The following is a 20,626-nucleotide window of genomic DNA, read 5'->3' as shown; positions in this document are numbered from 1 at the left end:
GGGCTAAAGCCCTGACTACAAACTAGGGCTAAAGCCCTGACTACAAACTAGGGCTAAAGCCCTGACTACAAACTAGGGCTAAAGCCCTGACTACGAACTAGGGCTAAAGCCCTGACTACGAACTAAGTTTTGTCTGGTTTGTGTTCCAATAAAACCCTTTTCACGGGTTCATATTCAGCTTTAATCTGCGATAATAGCGTGGCTTTAACTTCAACGTTATCACGATTCGCCTTGGCTTCTAACTCCTGACACAAATGAGCTAAACGGCTTGCTCCTAACATCGCACTGCTGGATTTCAAGGTATGAGCGGTTCGATTCAGCAGTTCTGTTTGTCCTTGAGTTATTCCATCAGACAAATCTTGTAAGAGTTTAGGCGCCTCCTCTAGATAGCGAGTAATCACTTCGGCTAATATTTCCTCTTGATTCAGCATCTCACGTAATTGTTGAAAAATTACCGGGTCAAACACGGCTTTATCGGACAGATCCAATCCCGCCACCGTGGTACTATCCGATGGGGTTGTATCAACAGAACTCCCAGAGGCTTTAATCTCCTCTCCCTCTGCTCCCAGACGTTCCACCGGAACGTCTCTACAAGCTCCCTCTGCTCCCCCTGCTCCCCCTGCTCCCCCTGCTTCCCCTACACCCCCTGCTTTCTTTAACGCCTCAACCAATTCCTCAATGCGGATGGGTTTGCTGATATAATCATCCATACCTGCCTCAATGCACATTTCGCGATCGCCAACCATGGCATTAGCGGTCATGGCAATAATTCGCGGACGTTGTGATTGAGTCTTCCCATCTAAATCACACCACTCTTGACAAATGCGCCGGGATGCCTCTAACCCATCCATTTCTGGCATCTGTACGTCCATAAACACCACATCATAAGGCTGACGCTGTAGCGCTTCCAAGACTTCTAACCCATTCCCTGCGACATCCGCTCGATATCCCATCCGTTGCAGCAGATGCAGCGCTACCTGCTGATTCACTGGATTATCTTCCGCCAGTAAAATTCGTAGGGGTAAACGTTCACCCATCTTGGCGTCAATGTCTGGTTTCTTGGCGCTGTGGATTTTCACCTTAATCGGTATCCCCGCCATCGCTTGCATCAGCACATCACACAGTTGAGACTGTTTAATCGGTTTAGTCAAAAACCCAGCAAACGTCTGCTTCACATCAGGTGTATCGACTTGCAACTCACCCAGAGACGAGAGCATCACCAGAGGTAGAGTTTGACAACCGGGAAGTTTACGGATTTTTTGCGCCAATGTCACCCCATCCATCTCTGGCATCTGCATATCCAGAATTGCCAAGTCAAACCGTTCCCCCTGATGTAGCCAATCTAAGGCTTGAACCCCTGATTGTGCCGCATAGCATTCCATTCCCCAAACTTGAGCTTGGCGCATCAAAATCTTGCGATTGGTGTCGTTATCATCAACAATTAGCAGTCGTTGACCATCGAGTTCCAATCGACAAACCTGATTCGTATTCTGCTGGGTACTCGGATCAGCCGGAACCACCAACGTGAAGTAAAAGGTTGAGCCAATATCCTCTTGACTTTCTACCCACATTGTCCCGCCCATCATTTCGCACAATTGCTTACAGATGGCAAGTCCCAATCCTGTACCACCATATTTGCGGGTGGTTGAGGAGTCTACTTGACTGAAGGGTTGAAATAAACGGTTTAATCGTTCTGGGGGAATACCAATCCCGGTATCCTTAACCGCAAATTGAATCCGATAATGAGGGGTAGCCACTGAGGGAGTAATCCGTGGAGTTAGGCTAGTTTTTGTTTCCGGGCGCTCCCATTGTTCATAGTCGAGTTTCTCGGCGTTAACGGAAACAATCACTTCCCCCGATTGGGTAAATTTAACCGCATTACTTAACAGGTTAACCAGAATCTGCCGTAAGCGGGTTACATCACCGATAATCATTCGGGGAGTTTGAGGTGTAATTTGATAGGCAAGTTCTAAGTTCTTATCACTGGCTTTAGCGGCTAACAGATCCAAACAATTTTCAATACAAACTTGCAGATCAAAGGAGACTTCTTCCAACTCCAGTTTGCCGGATTCAATCTTGGAGAAGTCGAGAATATCATTAATAATGGTGAGTAAGGTATCGCCACTATGACGAATCGTGGTGACGAATTCCTGCTGTTGAGAGGTTAACTGCGTATCCAACAGCAGTCCAGTCATACCAATCACCCCATTCATCGGCGTGCGAATTTCATGACTCATCGTGGCGAGGAATTCACTTTTAGCCCGAGTCGCTGCCAAAGCCACATCACGAGCTTGTGCCAATTCTTGTGCCGCCTGTTGACGCTCAATTTCTCCACCAATCCACTGCGCCATCAGTCTTAATAGTTCTATTTCTATATCTTTGAATGGCGTTTGCCGGGGGGTGAGACTGACGAAACAGAGCGTACCATATAATTGTCCGTTAACTATAACAGGGACACCGATATAGGCTTCGACTTGGAAAACCTTGAAGCCGGGGTGATTGTGCCACTGGCTGGTGCTAGCGGATAAGATACAAAGGGGTTTTTTGGCGTGTATGATTTCGGCGCAGTAGGTTTGTTTCAGGTCAAGAGTGACGCCTTTGAAGCTCAAATTATTGGGCATTTGAGCGGCGATGATTTCATAACGCCCATTCTCGGTGTCAATGTTTTCAATATGAGAGAGAATACCGACATCCAGATTAAACTGGCGGCGTCCCATGGTTAGTAAGTTTTGTAGCTTTTGCTCAAAGTCAGAATTTTGTTGGGTTGTGACTTCGTATAAAGCGCGAATTATGGCAGCATTTTCGCGCAGTTCTTGCTCAATGTGTTTGCGTTGAGTAATATCAATGGCAATGCCTAGAATTGCGGGTGTTGCTGAACCCGTGACATAAAAGGGAATGCGGGTGGTTTGCACGATGCGGATATTCCCGTGAGCATCGGGAACCCGTTCCTCTGGGATGTGTTTGGGTTGTCCCTGTTGGATAATTTGCCGTTCTTCTTCGCGAATGCGGCGCAGTTGTTCGGGGGATTTAATAAAGTCCTCGTCTTTGTGGTTAAGCAAGTGTTCGACTGTTGTCCCGTAAGCATCCGCGATCGCTTGATTGACGAGGATAAACTGTCCATCGAGATTTTTGGCGAAAATGAAGTGAGGCACTAGATCAATGATTTGGCGTAGCTTTTGCTCACTAGCTTGTAACTGTTCGGCGGCTTGCTTGCGATCGCTAATATCCTCCACTGATCCTTCATAGTACAGCAGTACGCCATTGGCATCCCGTACTGCACGAGTATTTTCACTAATCCAGATAATACTCCCATCTTGGCGATACACTTGGGACTCGAAGCTGGAGACAGAACCCTGTTGATGAATTAGGCGTTTAAATTCAGCCCGTTGGCTTTGATCCACGTAGAGTTGATGTTCACCATTGGTGAGGCGACTGATCAGGGCTTCGGGGGAGGGATAGCCATAAATCTGAGCCAGAGCCGGGTTAGCGCTAAGATACTGTCCATCGGGGGTGGTTTGGAAGATACCCCAACCCGCTTTTTCAAAGATACTGCGATAGTTTTCTTCGGCTTCCAGCAAGGCGTCGGCGACTTGAATACGTTCTTTGATTTCCCGTTCTAATTTCTGATTCACCTGGGTTAATTCTTTGGTACGCTCATTGACACGCTGCTCAAGTTGTGAATTTAGAGTACGCACCGCCGCTTCTGCTTGTTTGCGATCGCGGATTTCCATTTCCAACGCCTGATTCGCCGCTTGCAGTTGAGCGGGGCTGGGTAGCGCCAAGGCTTGGGGAGTCAGCGGAATCAGTACCATCGCCGTGTAACAGGAAACCAGAGCCGTAAATGCTTTAATCAAGCCAGAGAGCCAATAATCTGGAAACCAAAGTGTCCAGACTCCCATAGCGTGAGTCATCCCACAGGCAATAATAAAAGCACCAAATAAGAAAAATATTCTGGGAAACGGGACATCCTCTCGCTGGCTAACAAAGTAAAGCAGAGTAACAGGAATTGAAAAATAAGCCAGCGCGATTAAGGCGTCAGAAATAACATGATCGAATTCCGTTTCCTGTAGAAAATGGCAAAAGATTAATAGCTAATGGTAAATCATCCATTTCTCTTATTATTTATTAGCACAACCTGTAAGAAATATTTATCCCCAACACCTTATCTATAATAGATGCTTTAGCTGGGCAAGCAGGGAAGCAGAGGTGCGGAGGGATACTAGGACATCGGTCAAGAAACCGGGTTATGCCAGGTGAAAGGTTTATATGGCGTTGTCATGCTGACTAGAAACCCGGTTTCTAGGAATACTTGACCGACGCTCTAGGTGAAAGGACAAGGAAATGTCGTCGGGGCAAGGCATTAGACCAGCGGATGCGGGAGCTTTTGGTTCTATGGGGGAGACCAAAGTGTCCAGCTACTTAATCAAAGGTTGAGGGGGAGTAGCTTTACAGAATCTTTAACCTTTTCTCCCTGAACTTTACCGAAACTTTATAGATCTAGCCCTGGGATTGCAGTACTCTTTTTAGTGTAGTAGAGAGTTAAGGTTGACTCCGCCAAATGAACAGAGCGGGGTCTTTTTGTGGGCATGGGGAATCCTTCAAAGGGTTTGGGAACCAAACCCCTACTGTCGGTGGGTCAACAGAATTCATTAATGTTACAAAAATTAAACATGAAATCCAGGTTCATTCATGTCGGAGATGAAAAACAGCACCCTCTGGATTTACCCCCCAGATTTAGGGGACAACCTGACTAAATTGCCTAGATATGGGGAAATGGATGCATCTGAGTCGCGATCGCAGCACAATTGCCCACCCCTAATCCTGAACCCTGCGGTTTATTGTCCCCCAGGTTTCCACCAGAAATCAATCTCCCCATTTTTGGCACAAGGAATTAGCATATAAGGGTGACTAAACTGTACACTCCCTTACAATCCCTAAAGGAAGGTCGCTGGTTCAAGCTCATCTGTGGCGCAAGTTTTCAGCACCTACCTGCCGTTCGTAACCTCACCTTGGCGTATACTCTAGCTGGGGCTGATTGTATTGATGTGGCAGCTGACCCTGCCGTAATTGCGGCGGCAAAGACAGCCTTAGGGGTGGCGACAAGTCTGGTGGAGTCCGGTCTTGCACAAGGCATGGGATACAGTAACCAACCCTGGTTAATGGTCAGTTTAAATGATGGGGAAGATCCCCATTTTCGCAAAGCTGAATTTAATCCCAATGCTTGTCCTCCCGACTGTCCCCGTCCTTGCCAAACCATTTGTCCGGCTCAAGCTATTGTCTTTGAGCCACCGCCAACTCCGCCGGAGTCCCGAAAACAGGCGAAACCAGACCAACCTTTCAACTATCCTCACTCGCCCCAGGGATTCTCCGGTGTTATTGATCAACGCTGTTATGGCTGCGGACGTTGCTTACCCGTTTGCCCCAGTCAACTGATCTATACTCGCTCCTATGTATCCGCCCCCACAACTCTAGCGGAACTGATTCTTTCAACGGGCGTTGATGCTTTGGAAATTCACACCCAAGTTGGGCATTTTACTGATTTTAAACGACTCTGGGGCGCGATCGCTCCCTGGATGCATACCCTGAAGTTGCTGGCTATCAGTTGTCCGGATGGTGAAGGCATGATTGATTATCTCTGGGAACTTTACCATCTGATCACGCCCTTACCTTGTCCCCTCCTCTGGCAAACCGATGGCAAACCAATGAGCGGTGATATTGGTACAGGAACCACTCGAAAAGCCGTGAAACTGGCACAAAAGGTGTTATCCGCCAACTTACCTGGATACGTGCAACTGGCGGGTGGAACCAATCACCATACCGTGAGTAAACTCAAAACAGTAGGACTCCTCAACCCTGGAACCCCAGAAGACGCTACCGCTAACCCCATCCAGCCCTTTGTCGCGGGTGTGGCTTACGGAAGCTATGCCCGGGTATTACTGGCTCCAATTTTAGACCAACTCGATCAATACCATGAAGCAAATCATAATATCAATTTCCAAGCATTTCCATTATTATCAAGGGCAAACCTGGAAAATGATCCACATCGGCTGGCAAAAGCCGTGGCTCTAGCCCATTCCTTGGTGTCTCAACTCAAGTCTGAGCCTAAGCCTGTTCAACCCGAACTCAGTAGGTTCTGTCAATAGTCCTCAAACCCTTACATAAACAAAGGACAAAGGACGAATGACAAACGACGTAGCTTGCTTCTCAAGGGAGCGAGTATGACAAACGACGAACGACGAATGACAAGCCTATGGTGAATGCCAACGGGATGAACCCATCCCATCCCCAATCGTTATCCAATCAAGCCTTATCTAACACCACCAATTTAGCTGGGATGCAGATTACTGAGGATCTCCAAAAATTACTCGCTATTTTGCCAGAGGATATTCGCCAAATCCTGGAGCAACACCCCCATCGCGACAATTTAATTGAAGTGGTGATGGATTTGGGTCGATTTCCTGAGGTGCGTTTTCCCTCTGGTGCCGAATATCTGTCCGAAACCCCCGTCACCGCTGAACAATTAAACTATTGTGTTGAGCGGGTTGGGCATTTCAGTGGGGATAATCGAGCCGGACTGGAGAAAACCTTACACCGGATTAGTGCGATTCGCAATCGTCCCGGCGACATTATCGGGCTAACCTGTCGCGTCGGACGAGCGGTGTTTGGCACTATTGGTCTGATTCATGATCTGGTCGAACGGGGTCAATCAATTTTGATGTTGGGGCGTCCAGGTGTGGGCAAAACGACGGCGTTACGCGAAATTGCCCGGGTGCTGGCAGATGATCTACAAAAACGGGTGGTGATTATTGATACCTCCAATGAAATTGCAGGCGATGGCGATATTCCCCATCCCGCCATTGGTCGAGCTCGGCGGATGCAAGTGTCGCGTCCAGAACTTCAACATCAGGTGATGATTGAAGCGGTAGAAAATCATACACCCGAAGTGATTGTCATTGATGAAATTGGCACCGAACTCGAAGCCCTCGCCGCTCGCACGATCGCGGAACGGGGGGTGCAGTTGGTGGGGACGGCGCATGGAAACCAAATTGAGAATCTGATTAAAAATCCGACGCTCTCTGATTTAGTCGGTGGGATTCAAGCCGTAACTCTGGGGGATGATGAAGCCAGACGTCGGGGTTCTCAAAAAACGGTATTGGAACGCAAAGCCCCGCCCACGTTTGAGATTGCCGTGGAAATGCTGGAGCGTCAGCGCTGGGTCGTGCATGAGAGTGTTGCGGATACCGTGGATGCGCTACTGCGGGGACGCAAACCGAATCCCCAAATGCGGACGGTGGATGACCAAAATAAGGTAATTATTACCCGTGAATTCCCCGATGCACCCGCACCCCTGGAGCGCCGTACCCAGTCCGGGTTAGTGGCAAAACCCAGTGGCTGGCGTTCGTCGGGACAGATGCAGCCACTATCGCGTTCCTCATCACCGGCGTCGGCTCAAACCAGTTATTTTGATCAGCTTCTCCATGACTCTTGGCAACAACCCAATTCCGTTGGCGAGGTTATAGATACGATTGGACCCAATGGTGAAGATCTGCCCCTCCATGTCTATCCTTATGGGGTGAGTCGCCATCAAATTGAGCAGGTGATTCGGGTACTAAATTTACCCGTTGTCTTAACCAAGGATATGGATAGCGCCGATGCCATTTTAGGCTTGCGATCGCATGTTAAAAGTCACTCGAAACTGCGCTCAATTGCCCGCTCCCGGCAAATTCCGATTCATGCGGTTAAAGCCAGCACCGTTCCCCAAGTGAGTCGCGCCCTGCGGCGGATGTTGGATATGGATGATCCTGGAGTTCCCGATGCAGCGGATTTGCGGTTGTTTACCCAAAGTGGCAGTGATGATGAGATTGAGGCGCTAGAAGAAGCACGGTTAGCCGTCGAGCAAATCGTTATTCCTAATGGACAGCCCGTCGAATTACTACCGCGATCGCCAAAAGTGCGAAAGATGCAGCACGAACTGGTGGAACATTATCGCCTCAAGTCCGATAGTTTTGGTGATGAACCCAATCGCCGCTTGCGAATCTATCCCGCTTGATGGCAAGGGGTAGGGGTGTGGCAAGAGGACAGCGTGTAGAGTAGCTCACGAGACTCTTGCTTCACCCGTTCTTCCATTACTGCTTGCTGTAATTGGATGAACGCGGTAAAGTCTTCCCAATCGTACTTGTTGGCTAAAAGTTGACGCAATTGGTCTTCAGCTTGTAGGGTTAGGTAACCAGTCTTTTCCGCTTCTTGAACAATTTCGCGAATTAATCTCATTAGTGAATCTCCAGTGTTAATCGGTAGGTTAAAGTTGTGCCAGGTTCTATGACGAGTTATCTTCAGCTATAGTCACCCCTAGATATAAATCGCCAGTAGAGCGTTGCTCTTACTGGGTCTGACGGTATGGTGACAACTCGACATGCTATCAAATTTTTTCTTTACAAAAGAATACAAATTGAGTTCAACCCTTGGACAAAAATCCTCCTAACCTGAAGATATGTAAAAGCTACGTTCCCCTGATTAATGCAGCTAATGCCTTATTATAGGGGATTTAAGCGTAATATAAAGATTATATTAACTTTTTCACCCTTGACGAACGAGTTAAATAATCTTAGCTTATCTTAATATTTGTTTATATATGGGGAGTCCGCCGCGTAAATTGAGCCTTCTGTTCCCTGAGATCAGGAGAAATCAGCCAATTTTCCAAAATCTCTTGACATATTCCCAGCTACAACTGCTAATATAAGCAAGGTACACACATTGGGGTGTAGCCAAGCGGTAAGGCAGCGGGTTTTGGTCCCGCCATTCCCAGGTTCGAATCCTGGCACCCCAGTCGCATCTACCCGACAAAATAATTTGATTAATCGATTCGGCGTAATTCCCCACCCTCTTACAGGGTGGGGATTAATAGTTGGGCATAGCATTCAAAACGTTTGATTTATTTGGATTTAGATTTTGACTTAGATTTAGATTTCGATGACTCTAGCCAATCCTGAGTCCCAACACTAATCACGGTTTGAACGTAATCGCGGCATTCCCCGACTTCAGCGATAGCAAGTCGGGGAAGGATAGCGGATAATTTACGGGTTTCGACATCCCGTAAATTATCAAATTACCATTGTTATTTTACCCAATTAAATGATAATATGGGGGGTATGCTAACACGTAGAACCACTTTCAGACTTTATCCAAACAAGACCCAATGTGACAAGCTTCATTGGGCGAGAAAAATGCATTGTGATCTCTACAACGCGGCAATGGCTAACCGTAGGACACAATACAAACACTTTGGGCATTCTGTTGATTATTTTGAACAACAGGTGCGAATCGTTAGGTAGAAACTATTCCTGAAATGGATAGAGGATTACCTGCAAGGTCTGAACCTTGACAACTTGATAGCCATGTAGGTGAGAGAAAGCAAACTCTCAAGTCCTACTCTCTAAGTACAGGAGTAAAAGCACACAGAGCCAGGGTTTTTAAAACCTTGTCCCCTAGGTTTGAGACTGGTTATCAAAGCCTAAAGCGGGGGTGAAAGGTGGCAATGCTGGAAGCCTAATCCGGCAACCATCGAGCAAGAACTCATGGATAGGAATACGAAGGTACGACTGAACCATCGTTACGAAGAACCAGTGTAATAAGGCTGACACACTGGAGCCAAAAGGCACAGGAAATCAGGGGTTGGCAATTTTGTTGTTGACCAACTTGTACTCCCTATAAACCCGGTGGATAGTACCATCCTAAAAGTTCAAACAATGGCTATCAGGAACGAGATAACCTCCCTTATGCTCTCAGTCAGGTCGATGCCTGAGTAGGTGCCAACCGCAAGCAATGGGAGGAAAGATTGAGTCAGAAGCTAACGCTCTCTACTAATAAGAGGGATACGCCAACAGACTCACGATGATAAGGAAAGATAGAGTCTTAAGTAGCAATACAAATGTCTAAAGCGAGTTTAAAGACTACGATGGAATGGAAGGCAATACCCTGGCAAAAACTAGAGCGTAAAGTCTACAAGTTGCAGAAGAGAATCTATCGAGCCTCTCAGCGTGGCGATGTGAAAATGACTCGCAGACTCCAAAAGATGCTGATGAAGTCCTGGGCAGCAAAATGTCTCTCGGTTCGCCGGGTTACCCAAGACAATCAAGGTAAGAAGACGGCAGGTGTGGATGGTGTTAAGTCACTGACCCCAAAGCAACGTCTCATCTTGGTTGAAAATCTAAAACTATGTTCAAAGGTCGCTCCAACCAGGCGAGTATGGATTCCCAAACCCGGAAAGGAGGAGAAAAGACCTTTAGGCATCCCGACAATGAAAGACCGAGCTTTGCAAGCACTTGTCAAACTGGCACTAGAGCCAGAATGGGAAGCGCGATTTGAAGCCAACTCATACGGTTTCAGACCCGGACGCTCATGTCACGATGCGGTTCAGGCTATATATGACACAATTAGGTTTAAGGGCAAATATGTCCTTGATGCCGATATTGCTAAATGCTTTGACCAAATCGACCATAAAGCACTGCTAAGAAAATTAAATACATTCCCTACCATACGCCGTCAAATCCGAGCATGGTTAAAAGGGGGAGTGATGGACGCAAAGCAGTTGTTTCCAACAACTGAGGGAACGCCACAGGGCGGGGTCATTTCTCCGTTACTAGCAAACATTGCCCTCCACGGGATGGAAAATCTAATCAAAAGGGTATTCCCAAAACGGGGATACTCTGAAAATGGGGTAAAGAAGACATTCTATCCTCCATCCGTGATCAGATATGCCGACGACTTCGTGATTCTCCACGAAGACTTAACCATCGTCCAAAGTGGCAAGGATATAATCCAGGAATGGTTGAAAGACATGGGTTTGGAACTAAAACCTAGCAAAACAAGACTTGCTCACACCCTCAACCCGTATGAACAAGAACAGCCAGGATTTGATTTCCTTGGCTTCAATATACGTCAATACAAAGTGGGTAAATACCACTCTGGAAAAGACAAATATGGAAGAGCGCTAGGAATAAAACCAATCATCACCCCAAGCAAGGATAAGCAGAAGGTACACTACGAACAGATTGCGGAAGTTATCAACGCCCACAGGAATGCACCACAAGTGGCGCTAATTAAGAAACTGAACCCGATTATTCGGGGATGGGCTAACTACTACGCAACACAAGTAAGTAAGGTGGCTTACTGTGACCAAGATTACCTCATGTACCAGAAGCTCAGAGCTTGGGCAAAGCGCCGACACCCCAAAAAATCCGGGGGATGGGTGTCAAAGAAGTATTGGCAATCCATAGACGGCGACAACTGGGTATTCGCAACCAGGCAAAAAGGTAATAACCCTACGCGGTTACTAAAACATAGCGAAACACCAATTAAGCGCTATGTAAAGGTTAAGGGCGAATCGTCCCCATACAACGGCAACTTGGTTTATTGGAGTTCAAGAATGGGTAACAACCCTGAAATGCCTAAGACACTGGCAACATTGTTGAAGAAGCAAAAAGGGAAATGTACTCACTGCGGATTAATTTTCCGTGAAAACGATGTGATGGAAGTTGACCACAGAATCCCTAAGTCGCAAGGTGGAAAGGATTTCTACGATAATTGGCAGCTTCTACATAGACATTGCCATGACACAAAGACCGTCACAGATGGCAGTCTCGGCAATCAATCTGGCTGTAACAGTGCCAAGCCTAAGCTCACCAAAAGGCTCGAAAGAGTCGAGGACAAATGGGTAATGAGGTATGCATGACTTGCACCTTATCGTTGAGGAGCCGTGTGAGAGGAAACTTTCACGCACGGTTTTGAAGACCAGGGGGACTGGTGACAGTCTCGCTGAGTTTAATAACTGTTTACCTGAGTTTAAAAAGGTTTGGACTGAGTATGCTGAATTAGGTTCCCATACGTTACAAGCTACCTTAAAGCGGGTTGATTTTACCTATAAGCGATTTTTCAAGGGATTAGGTAAGTATCCTAAGTTCAAAGCGAAGCGGCGGTATAGTGGCTGGACATATCCAGACAAAGCTAGTTGGAAGGCTTTATCTAACGGACCCAATGGTTACTTAGAACTGAGAGACCTTGGTTTAAAGATTCAAATGCGGGGTCAAGCTAGAACTTGGGGAACCCCGACTACTTGCACAATCTTTTTCAGGAATGGTTTGTGGTATGCATCAATCACCGTGCAGTGCAACCCAACTCGCCAGACGGGTACAGGTTCAATCGGGATCGACCTTGGCTGTAAAGACGCGGTGACGCTTTCAACTGGCGAGAAAATTGCTAAACCCGATTTTATTAAGGAGGGACACAAAAAGGTTAAGGTAGCCTCAAAGCGGTTAAGACGCAAGAGACCGCCGAATAGGAATAAGAAGGTCAAGGGGTCGAGGCGATGGAAAAAAGAACGTAAACAGCTCTCTAAAGTTCAGAGCAAAATAGCCCGACAACGGGAAGATTGGCTGCACAAAGTAACCAGTGATATAGTCAGCGGTAATAGCCTAATCGGTGGTGAGCAGTTAAACGTCAAGGGCATGACTCGAAAAGCAAAAAAGGGTAAGCGTAAGAAACAGAAAGCCGGATTAAATCGGTCTATTCTAGACGTTGGGTTTGGTCTAGTCGGTGATTTATTAACCTACAAATCGGCTGAGGCAGGTGGGTTTTATGTTGAGTCACCAACCCGGATGCTCAAGCCAACTCAACGGTGTGCTAAATGTTGGGAATTAACGCCTAAGAGTTTAGCTGATAGAGTTCATGTTTGCTCTAATCCTGACTGCGGTCATACCGAAGACAGAGATATCAATGCTGCCCAAGTAAATGAGATTTGGGCAAGGGGCTTGGAACGAACCTCTTTAGACGCAGAGCTGCCTAGCTCTACTGATTGTGGAAGCATGAAGCAACTAGGAGCGAGGAAGCGTCAGAAACAGCGACTTCAACAAAGTAAGTCGCTGTAGTTCATTCTGCATCTTGATCCCTTCAGTTTGCGCGGCTGCTAATAGATGCTTCATTCCCACTGGTTCTGAGGCTTCAGCGGCGAGAAAGGCTGCGGCTAAAGCAATATTGTGGATACTACCTCCGGAAACAGCCAGCCGCGCTAACTTCTCAAAATTCAATCGTCGGGTGGGAGTAGACTTGGGAAAGACGCGCCGCCAAATCTGCTCTCGTTGTATTGCATCTGGGAAAGGAAATTCCAGCACAAAACGCAACCGTCGCTCAAAAGCTGAGTCAATGGAGTCTCTTAAGTTGGTTGTGAGAATCGCCAACCCTTGATAGTTTTCTAAGCGTTGGAGTAGATAACTGACTTCTTGGTTAGCATAGCGATCGCGGGCGTCTTTGACTTGACCGCGTTTGGCAAATAAAGAGTCGGCTTCGTCGAATAATAGGACTACACCGCCGACTTCAGCCGCGTCAAAGATTTGAGCTAGGTTTTTCTCCGTTTCTCCGATATATTTACTGACAACTGCACTCAGATCAATGCGGTACAAATCGAGGTGCAGTTCTTTGGCAATAATTTCAGCAGCAGTGGTTTTACCTGTACCACTTTGACCATAGAATAACGCAGTTAGTCCCAGTCCCCGACTCTGTTTTCCCCCCATTCCCCAATCCTGGTAGACTTTGGCGCGTTGGCGGGTGTGGGCGACAATTTCCTTCAGGGTTTTGAGTTGGGATTCTGGCAGAATCAGGTCATCCCACGTCATTGGCGTTTCAATGCGTTGGGCGAGTGCATCTAGGCGGGGACGGGCTTGGTGGCGGCTGGTATTCCACAGGGTTGTTCCTAAATTGGTGTGATCATTGCGATTAACCTGATGGATGGCTTGGGTACAGACGGAATGAATCGCACTTTGGCTGAGATTGAATTGGGCGATTAAGCGATTAACCTCGCCATTGAGTTCGCTTCCTTTGTCTGCTAGATAGGTGAAAAATAGGGAACGTTGTTCTTGGGGAGTGAGTTTGGGTATATCGTAAGTGGTTAGGGAGCGTTCTGTTACGGGAAGTCGCTGTTGACTACTTAGGATTACAGGTGTACTGATTTCAGCAATAAATTGAGAAATCAGTGATACTCCTAGTGTATCTCCCATGTTCAGAGAGTCACATTCGAGGAACAATACACAATTGGTTAAGATAGCTTCCCGTTCCCAGAGTCGCCGTAATTGATGCAGTTGGGTGGATTCTGAGGGGAGTACCGTTGCTGACATGCGACGGATAGAACAGCCAAATAATGTTGTGGCTTCAGCAGCAATGCGGCGTTTTGTGGTCAAATCTGAGCCAGACAATTCGATAATTGGCAGTTTTGAGGTGAGGGTAGATTCAGACCAAGCCGAAGCAATGATCTGGGCGATTTGCTGATGGGATGGGGGAAGGGCTAATTCTCCGGTTAAGCCGAGATCCAGGGGTTTAACTCGCTCATCAAGTTGAGCATCGATGCTGGGTTCGCCTAAAAGATAGCAGAGGATACGGGAGTCAATTCTTAGGGGCGATTGGGTTAAGGTTACACCGGGAGCGATTTCAATTAGTTGCCAGTATTGTAAGGGGGATTGTCGTCCTAGGACGCTTAAACTGATGTTGGGTAAGACAGATAAGGCTAAACTCAGAGTCGGGTAATTAATCTGGGAGTCGCCACTGGCTTGGCGACAGAGTGACGGAAAATCGGGGTCGAGTTCCATACCTACACATAGGAGGAGGATATCGCGATCGCAAGCAGATAAGCCGAATTGGGTGCAGAGGATATCCAAGGCAAAGGGAATCGCCGAGTTGGGCGTTTCCGGTGGGGGGAGATTGGGGTTTGGATCAGTTGTCTGATTCTGTTTCTGGGAAATATAGCATTCAAGATGACGATAGACTCGGTTAACCGAGGTCATCAAATATTGATAATTGGCTTTGTACCAATCTATTGCTGTAGAAGTCATAGAATGGGTAGAATCTCTGAAGTGGAAGTCGATTTTGTCCGATATAATTTTTATATACAGGATATAGTTTTGCTAAATTAATTGCAAGTTATTCAGGGAAAGTGCAACTTTCTGGTGGAATGGGACAGGTGGGGGATAAGTATGAACAGCACGCCGATGCGGTAGCTGATGCCGTGATAGCTGGGAAATCGGCTGAACCTTTATTAGGAGAGTATACAGGAGTAGCAGTACCTCTACAAGAGGAATATCCTAATTTTGTACAGGGTGAGGACTCACACAGTAAATTAAAATTACCAATGTTCCCTCACACCAAGACTATTCAGTACCAACCAATGAAGGGGAAAGTAGGAAATATTCAAGCTCAAGCTGATCGCCCTGCTACAAGTTTTCAAATCGGCCAAACACTAGGAGTTAATACTCGTGGTTATCGGGGTTGGTCAGGAGGAACAAGCGGATGGGTGACAGCCCTAGACGAGAGTGGTCAACGAATTAGTTTACCTGATTATTTGAAAGTTAAATATGAGGGATTCAGGCAGGGACGAGATTACTTTGAGTCCTTGGAAGGACATGAAACAGAATTATACGGAAAAAAACTAAGTCTCGCACCCGGCTATCTTGACGATACTATGACTTGGGGTGGGTCGGCAGATCTCACCTATAACGACCAAACGAAACAACTAACTTATGGAAGTAAACGTGCACGTGCAATCATAAATGTTCGTCCGGGTGTTGACAAGATACACTGTGGTGTGACTTATGCCCTACGACTTCCTGATTTTCCTCATCCTGGGGGTAATCAATATGGAGACTATGCTACAGTCTGGTTTAGAGTTTACGAGGGACCCCAAGGAGATGAATACTTACACCGTGGACGTGGTTCAGCGGGGTGCATAACAGTTACTGATAATGTTTGGCCGGATATTTATAGATATCTAATTAACAAACGCCGAGGTGTCCATTTTGTAGGAACAATTGCACGGATCAACTGTCGTGGAAACTAACAATCTGCGCTGAGGTCAATTGATATAATGAGACGGCTAGCCTCTCTAGTAGATTGAGGAAAATGACTGAGCTGAATGTAATGTGATGAATTATACAGTGCATCGGATTGCGACTTATTCTTACTAAGTTGAGCTAAAATTATTTGGTAAACTTAGTCAAAATCCATGTTAAAGTCTAGTTTTGAAGACCAGCATGATCCTAACCTCAAACAAAAAGTTTGTTCAAATAATTTTGATATTTTTAGGTATTTCTCTTTCCGCTTTAATTTCCTGTAGTCCGCCAGAGCAGAGGCTAATCTCAAACAATTCCTTGGAGTCAGTTGACTCACCCAATCTATCACCGGGAGAAAGTCAAGAAACAAATCAATTGCTTCCGATTATTCAGCGTGATAAATATGGTTATATAAACTCAACGGGGCAGATTATTGTTAAACCCCAGTTTGAGGAGGCTGGGTTTTTCTCGGAAGGGCTAGCATGGGTCAGAATTGGGGATAAGAGTGGCTTCATTGACACAACTGGGCAGATTATTATTGAACCACAGTTTGATAGTGCTTCTTCCTTTTCCGAAGGACTAGCTGCTGTAGGTATTGGTGGTAAGATAGGCTATATTAACAAGACTGGCAAACTGGTTATCCCACCACAATTTGATACAACGTATCGGTTTTGCGAAGGGCTAGCTAGTGTCGCGATTAATGGTAAGTGGGGCTATATCGATAAGACGGGCAAGATAATTATCCAACCGCAGTTTCATAAAGCTAGAGACTTTTCCGAAGGACTGGCATTAGTCAGGCTTGGCAAACAATCAGGTTATATCGACCAAAGGGGGCAGTTTGTTATTGAGTCACCTTTGAGTTTAGATAGAAGTTTCTCCGAAGGTTTGGCAGTGGTGAGATCGGGTGTCGAGTGGGGCTATATCGACAAGACTGGACAAATCGCTATTGATTTACAGTTTAGACAGGCTTTTGATTTCTCTGAAGGGTTAGCTGTCGTAGTCACAGGTCCACCTGTTCGGGAAGGACCACTAGAAATGGCCGATCTGACTTGGGGCTATGTTGATAAAACAGGTCAGATGGTGATTAAAACGGAGTTTGATGAAGTCAAAGACTTTTCTGAAGGGCTAGCTGCTGTAGCCGTGGGTGAAAAGTGGGGCTATATTAATAAAAGTGGGCAGATCATAATCGAGCCTCAATTTGATTTTGCCAGTGAATTTTCCCAAGGATTGGCATGGGTGACAATTGACAGCAAGCCAGGTTATATCGATAACACAGGAAGGTACATTTGGACTCCCGCGAACTGATTTATCGAGTTGACACAGTATAGCCAGTAAAGGAGTAATGGCTGAAGGGGTGACAAGCAGCTCAAGCGCTTGACAGACAGAGCATTTCACCTTTTCAGGGTTTGGCGACAGAGTAAGGGAAAATCCGGGTCGAGTTCCATACCTACACATAGGAGAAGGATATCGCGATCGCAAGCAGATAAGCCGAATTGGGTGCAGAGGATATCCAAGGCAAAGGGAATCGCCGAGTTGGGCGTTTCCGGTGGGGGAAAATCCGGGTTTGGATCAGTTGTCTGATTCTGTTTCTGGGAAATGTAGCATTCAAGATGACGATAGACTCGGTTAACCGAGGTCATCAAATATTGATAATTGGCTTTGTACCAATTTATTGCTGTAGAAGTCATAGAATGGGTAGAACCCCTGACGTGGAAGTCGAATTTGTCCGATATAATTTTTATATACAGCATATAGTTTTGCCCAATTAATTGCAAGTTATATAGTCATCAGCTTATGCAGGAAGCTCAACAGCAGAAACCTTCGTTTATTCCACCCGCCCCTGCGCCCAAAGATAGTGCTACAGGGTTTGCACCACCGCGATTTCCTGTACAGTCGCAAGCCAAACAACCGTCGGCTTCTGGAAAGGTGACTCGCGCTTATTCGAGTTATGACCGAGATTTAATTCAGGCAAAGCTGCTTGAGGGAATGGATGAGGCGATGCCAAGACAGGCACAAATGCAAGCCATCCAGCCCAAAGATGCCCACGGTGAAGCTGAGGATGGGGTGCAACTTAAAGACAATGGGGAGGCGGTGCAACACAAGTCACCCCAAGACATTGCCGGGGATGGATTTAGGGGAACACCGAGACAATTACCACATCTGGATAAAATCCAACAGTTCTTTGGTCAAGACTTATCCCATATTCAAGCTTATATGGGGAAAGAGGCGGCAGCGGCATCTCAGAGGTTGGGGGCGGCGGCTTATACCTGTGGGAATCGGATTGCCTTTGCTAAGACTCCGAGTGTAGGGTTAGCCGCCCATGAAGCTGCCCACGTTATGCAGCAACAATCAGGGAAAGTGCAACTTTCTGGTGGAATGGGGCAGGTGGGGGATAAGTATGAACAGCACGCCGATGCCGTAGCCGATGCCGTGGTAGCCGGGAAATCGGCTGAACCTTTGTTAGGAGAGTATACAGGAGACACTGCGATCGCGCCGTCGATGCCTTCAGTGATGGCACAAGCGGAAAATGCACCGCGACAACCGAGTGCGATCGGGCAAGATGTTTGGGCATCCGCAGAGGTCAAATTGATTGATGAGAGAAATTTTGGCAGTGCTTTGGCGGGAAGAGGCGGAAACTTAGGCAGTGAGGGAACCTATTACATTAATCCTAGAATCTCTGCTACATTGGGCGCAACCCAAGGTAAATTCCAAGGAACACCACGATTGTTTCTCGGTGACAAAACCGTTGGTAGCCACGTTCGGTTAATGGTTTCCAACCCACAAACAGAGCAAAGAGTTTTCGGGGGAGGACATGAAGGATACAAGTTTACTGCCACCTACACATTAAAGAATGCTAAAACCTGGGAAACACCTAACATGAATTTCAACTTTGGCGTTCATAATCGTCGGCAACTCGAGGGAAGTCTCGGTGCTTCTGGAAGCTTGCCAATTAAAAAACTGCTTCCTGTAGAGGCAAATGCCAATATTGGCACCAATTTCAGCAGTGAACAGGATTTTAAGGCAAATATTGAAGAGTTTTCTTTAGGCGGAACCAACAGCTACTATGCTCACACGCATAAGATTTCTCTGTACATAAGTTCTGCGGGGAATGCAGGTGGAGAAGAAATTGAATCCGGAGGTGATGGAAATCATACTCCAGACGGCGTTTATGTCTCTCAAAAAGTTGAGAGTAAGAACGTTGAGGCTGATGATGGTAGCCATAGCTATATCACTTACCATGAAAAACCAAGAGTGAATATGCCATTACAAAAATAAAATAAAAATGAGGAATTAAACCTAAGATGAAACCTCAAACAATAATCAACGTCGTAGTAGTGTTAACTACTATAGCAATGGCAAGTTGTTCAGGAGAACATATCCCTTTTTTGGGACAGTCTCGCCCTCAGCCAATCCCTCCGCCGGAACCGATTAATTGTCCAGAAATACCAACGGTTGAGGAAATACCAAATACTCCTGTCTCTGGTCAAGTTTATGGGCGAGAGTTTTCCTTAGACAAGTCAGACATCTCTTTTCCTAAATTACGGATACAGCATGGAAATCTTGATCCCCAGGCAATCACAGTGCGATTTGTCTTTGACATACTCATTGGTGCTTCATCTCCTGTAGAACCAATAGAATACAACACCTCCAAGGCGGAAGGAACAACCTATGCTTACGGAGGAAGATACGGCACAGAACGCGAAAGTGTCTGGGATTATCGTGTTTTAGCTACGGAATACGTGAAAAATCTGCAAGAAGATTCGGATGTCGATCATTATACGTTGTGGTCTTATGGGACTTCACTTGAAAATCCAGATCATCGCGTATTTTTGCAGATTGGTCAGCGACAGGGAGATTACCTTCCGGGAAAACTCTATCTGTGCGTACCGAAAATGGCAACCGAGATTCAGGGTACTTTTAACGCTAAACTCTCGCTGGGTGGCGGAACTTTTGTTGGCGACTGAATTTCTGCAACAATGAAGAAGTAAACCTAAAATGAAACCTCGAACAAGAATAAATGTTATAGTCATGTTAGCAACTATAACGATGGCAAGTTGTTCAGTAGATAACATTCCCTTTCTCGGACAATCTCGCCCCCAGCCAATCCCTCCGCCGGAACCGATTAATTGTCCAGAAATACCAACAGTTGATCAAATACCAAATACTCCTGTTTCGGGTCAAGTTTATGGGCGCAATTTTTCCTTAGACAAGTCAGATATTTCTCTTCTTTATTTACGGATACAACACGGTAATCTTGATCCGCAGGCAATCACAGTTCGATTTAGTTTTGACATCCCAGTTGGATCTTCATATTTTGACCCAGTTGAATCTTCATCTCCTGTAAAACCGATAGAATACTACACCTCCAAGGCGGAAGGAACAACTTATGCTTACGGAGGAAGATATGGCACAGAACGTGAAAGTATCTGGGATTACCGTGTTACAGCGACGGAGTATGTAAAGAATCTGCAAGATAATTCAGATGTCGATCATTATATGTTATGGGATTACAGCACTTCGCTTGACTATCCAGATTACCGAGTATTTGTGCAAATTGGTCAGCGACAGGGAGATTACCTTCCCGGCAAACTCTATTTGTGCATACCGGAAGCTGCAACTGAGATTCAAGGAACGTTTAACGCTAAACTATCACCCCCTAATGGAACTTTTGTCGATGACTGATACCGAGTTGCAGTCTAACTTGAAGTCTCCCTGTGCGGATGTATAGCAACCGCCATAGCGGTTAGGACACATCA

Annotated in this window: 14 protein-coding genes, 1 tRNA gene and 1 pseudogene; 12 read left to right on the top strand and 4 right to left on the bottom strand. The window is 46.4% G+C overall.

The window, feature by feature from the left end; translation table 11 throughout:
- Positions 1 to 122: 122 nt before the first annotated feature.
- Complete coding sequence (locus tag MC7420_RS34800; RefSeq protein ID WP_449240167.1) at positions 123 to 4,043, bottom strand: response regulator; 3,921 nt, start codon at positions 4,041 to 4,043, stop codon at positions 123 to 125.
- Between the two features lie 655 nt (positions 4,044 to 4,698).
- On the opposite strand from MC7420_RS34800, the gene MC7420_RS42230 reads away from it, so the two are divergent.
- The 3 genes from MC7420_RS42230 (at position 4,699) to MC7420_RS02805 (ending at position 8,050) form a co-directional block, all read left to right on the top strand.
- A complete protein-coding gene (locus MC7420_RS42230) occupies positions 4,699 to 4,902 on the top strand; it encodes a hypothetical protein (protein ID WP_232231617.1) in 204 nt (67 codons plus the stop codon).
- 2 nt (positions 4,903 to 4,904) lie between these two features.
- The gene (gene ldpA, locus MC7420_RS02810; protein ID WP_006098628.1) at positions 4,905 to 6,143 is read left to right on the top strand and encodes a circadian clock protein LdpA; all 1,239 of its coding nucleotides are present in this window, start codon (positions 4,905 to 4,907) and stop codon (positions 6,141 to 6,143) included.
- A 191-nt stretch (positions 6,144 to 6,334) separates the two neighbouring features.
- Positions 6,335 to 8,050, top strand: coding sequence for a R3H domain-containing nucleic acid-binding protein (locus MC7420_RS02805; RefSeq protein ID WP_044204904.1), 1,716 nt, complete (start codon positions 6,335 to 6,337; stop codon positions 8,048 to 8,050).
- Here MC7420_RS02805 and MC7420_RS02800 read toward each other — a convergent pair.
- Positions 8,038 to 8,271, bottom strand: coding sequence for a hypothetical protein (locus MC7420_RS02800; protein WP_044204643.1), 234 nt, complete (start codon positions 8,269 to 8,271; stop codon positions 8,038 to 8,040). The two genes, MC7420_RS02805 and MC7420_RS02800, sit on opposite strands and share 13 nt — an antisense overlap.
- Before the next feature lie 484 nt (positions 8,272 to 8,755).
- On the opposite strand from MC7420_RS02800, the gene MC7420_RS02795 reads away from it, so the two are divergent.
- The 4 genes and pseudogenes from MC7420_RS02795 to MC7420_RS02785 all read left to right on the top strand — a co-directional run bounded on the left by MC7420_RS02795 (position 8,756) and on the right by MC7420_RS02785 (position 12,923).
- Positions 8,756 to 8,827: transfer RNA gene (locus tag MC7420_RS02795), tRNA-Gln, on the top strand.
- 322 nt (positions 8,828 to 9,149) lie between these two features.
- Positions 9,150 to 9,314 (top strand): annotated as a pseudogene (locus MC7420_RS43715) (helix-turn-helix domain-containing protein); the annotation flags it as partial.
- Positions 9,315 to 9,928: 614 nt separating this feature from the next.
- Positions 9,929 to 11,731, top strand: coding sequence for a group II intron reverse transcriptase/maturase (ltrA, locus tag MC7420_RS02790; protein WP_044204171.1), 1,803 nt, complete (start codon positions 9,929 to 9,931; stop codon positions 11,729 to 11,731).
- Complete coding sequence (locus MC7420_RS02785; RefSeq protein ID WP_052307416.1) at positions 11,724 to 12,923, top strand: RNA-guided endonuclease InsQ/TnpB family protein; 1,200 nt, start codon at positions 11,724 to 11,726, stop codon at positions 12,921 to 12,923. Before ltrA ends, MC7420_RS02785 begins: the two co-directional genes overlap by 8 nt.
- On the opposite strand, the gene MC7420_RS02780 is transcribed toward MC7420_RS02785, so the two are convergent.
- The gene (locus tag MC7420_RS02780) at positions 12,870 to 14,876 is read right to left on the bottom strand and encodes an ATP-binding protein (RefSeq protein WP_006098340.1); all 2,007 of its coding nucleotides are present in this window, start codon (positions 14,874 to 14,876) and stop codon (positions 12,870 to 12,872) included. The two genes, MC7420_RS02785 and MC7420_RS02780, sit on opposite strands and share 54 nt — an antisense overlap.
- A gap of 119 nt (positions 14,877 to 14,995) precedes the next feature.
- On the opposite strand from MC7420_RS02780, the gene MC7420_RS41095 reads away from it, so the two are divergent.
- Both MC7420_RS41095 and MC7420_RS02770 read left to right on the top strand, forming a co-directional pair.
- The gene (locus MC7420_RS41095; protein WP_044204641.1) at positions 14,996 to 15,877 is read left to right on the top strand and encodes a hypothetical protein; all 882 of its coding nucleotides are present in this window, start codon (positions 14,996 to 14,998) and stop codon (positions 15,875 to 15,877) included.
- Between the two features lie 367 nt (positions 15,878 to 16,244).
- Complete coding sequence (locus MC7420_RS02770) at positions 16,245 to 17,174, top strand: WG repeat-containing protein (protein ID WP_232231616.1); 930 nt, start codon at positions 16,245 to 16,247, stop codon at positions 17,172 to 17,174.
- A gap of 86 nt (positions 17,175 to 17,260) precedes the next feature.
- Here MC7420_RS02770 and MC7420_RS02765 read toward each other — a convergent pair whose 3' ends face one another.
- The gene (locus MC7420_RS02765; RefSeq protein ID WP_006098331.1) at positions 17,261 to 17,557 is read right to left on the bottom strand and encodes a hypothetical protein; all 297 of its coding nucleotides are present in this window, start codon (positions 17,555 to 17,557) and stop codon (positions 17,261 to 17,263) included.
- A 106-nt stretch (positions 17,558 to 17,663) separates the two neighbouring features.
- Between MC7420_RS02765 and MC7420_RS02760 the strand changes: the two genes are divergently transcribed.
- The 3 genes from MC7420_RS02760 (at position 17,664) to MC7420_RS02750 (ending at position 20,552) form a co-directional block, all read left to right on the top strand.
- On the top strand, positions 17,664 to 19,145 hold the full coding sequence (locus MC7420_RS02760; RefSeq protein ID WP_006098612.1) for an eCIS core domain-containing protein: 1,482 nt from the start codon (positions 17,664 to 17,666) through the stop codon (positions 19,143 to 19,145).
- A gap of 26 nt (positions 19,146 to 19,171) precedes the next feature.
- The gene (locus tag MC7420_RS02755; RefSeq protein WP_044204638.1) at positions 19,172 to 19,834 is read left to right on the top strand and encodes a hypothetical protein; all 663 of its coding nucleotides are present in this window, start codon (positions 19,172 to 19,174) and stop codon (positions 19,832 to 19,834) included.
- A 64-nt stretch (positions 19,835 to 19,898) separates the two neighbouring features.
- The gene (locus MC7420_RS02750; protein ID WP_006098703.1) at positions 19,899 to 20,552 is read left to right on the top strand and encodes a hypothetical protein; all 654 of its coding nucleotides are present in this window, start codon (positions 19,899 to 19,901) and stop codon (positions 20,550 to 20,552) included.
- The last annotated feature ends 74 nt before the right edge of the window (positions 20,553 to 20,626 follow it).

Origin of the sequence: Coleofasciculus chthonoplastes PCC 7420, from assembly GCF_000155555.1 — a bacterium.
Lineage (GTDB): Bacteria > Cyanobacteriota > Cyanobacteriia > Cyanobacteriales > Coleofasciculaceae > Coleofasciculus > Coleofasciculus chthonoplastes_A.
The sequence above is the reverse complement of the archived record's forward strand: the minus strand, read 5'-3'. Positions and strand labels throughout refer to the sequence as shown.

What these genes read in the sequence shown, in the direction of transcription:
- MC7420_RS42230 (WP_232231617.1), top strand. Translation starts at nt 4,699, where the DNA reads ATGAAAAACAGCACCCTCTGGATTTACCCCCCAGATTTAGGGGACAAC.
- MC7420_RS02805 (WP_044204904.1), top strand. Translation starts at nt 6,335, where the DNA reads ATGCAGATTACTGAGGATCTCCAAAAATTACTCGCTATTTTGCCAGAG.
- MC7420_RS02800 (WP_044204643.1), bottom strand. Translation starts at nt 8,271, where the DNA reads ATGAGATTAATTCGCGAAATTGTTCAAGAAGCGGAAAAGACTGGTTAC.
- ltrA (WP_044204171.1), top strand. Translation starts at nt 9,929, where the DNA reads ATGTCTAAAGCGAGTTTAAAGACTACGATGGAATGGAAGGCAATACCC.
- MC7420_RS02785 (WP_052307416.1), top strand. Translation starts at nt 11,724, where the DNA reads ATGCATGACTTGCACCTTATCGTTGAGGAGCCGTGTGAGAGGAAACTT.
- MC7420_RS02780 (WP_006098340.1), bottom strand. Translation starts at nt 14,876, where the DNA reads ATGACTTCTACAGCAATAGATTGGTACAAAGCCAATTATCAATATTTG.
- MC7420_RS41095 (WP_044204641.1), top strand. Translation starts at nt 14,996, where the DNA reads ATGGGACAGGTGGGGGATAAGTATGAACAGCACGCCGATGCGGTAGCT.
- MC7420_RS02765 (WP_006098331.1), bottom strand. Translation starts at nt 17,557, where the DNA reads ATGACTTCTACAGCAATAAATTGGTACAAAGCCAATTATCAATATTTG.
- MC7420_RS02760 (WP_006098612.1), top strand. Translation starts at nt 17,664, where the DNA reads ATGCAGGAAGCTCAACAGCAGAAACCTTCGTTTATTCCACCCGCCCCT.
- MC7420_RS02755 (WP_044204638.1), top strand. Translation starts at nt 19,172, where the DNA reads ATGAAACCTCAAACAATAATCAACGTCGTAGTAGTGTTAACTACTATA.
- MC7420_RS02750 (WP_006098703.1), top strand. Translation starts at nt 19,899, where the DNA reads ATGTTAGCAACTATAACGATGGCAAGTTGTTCAGTAGATAACATTCCC.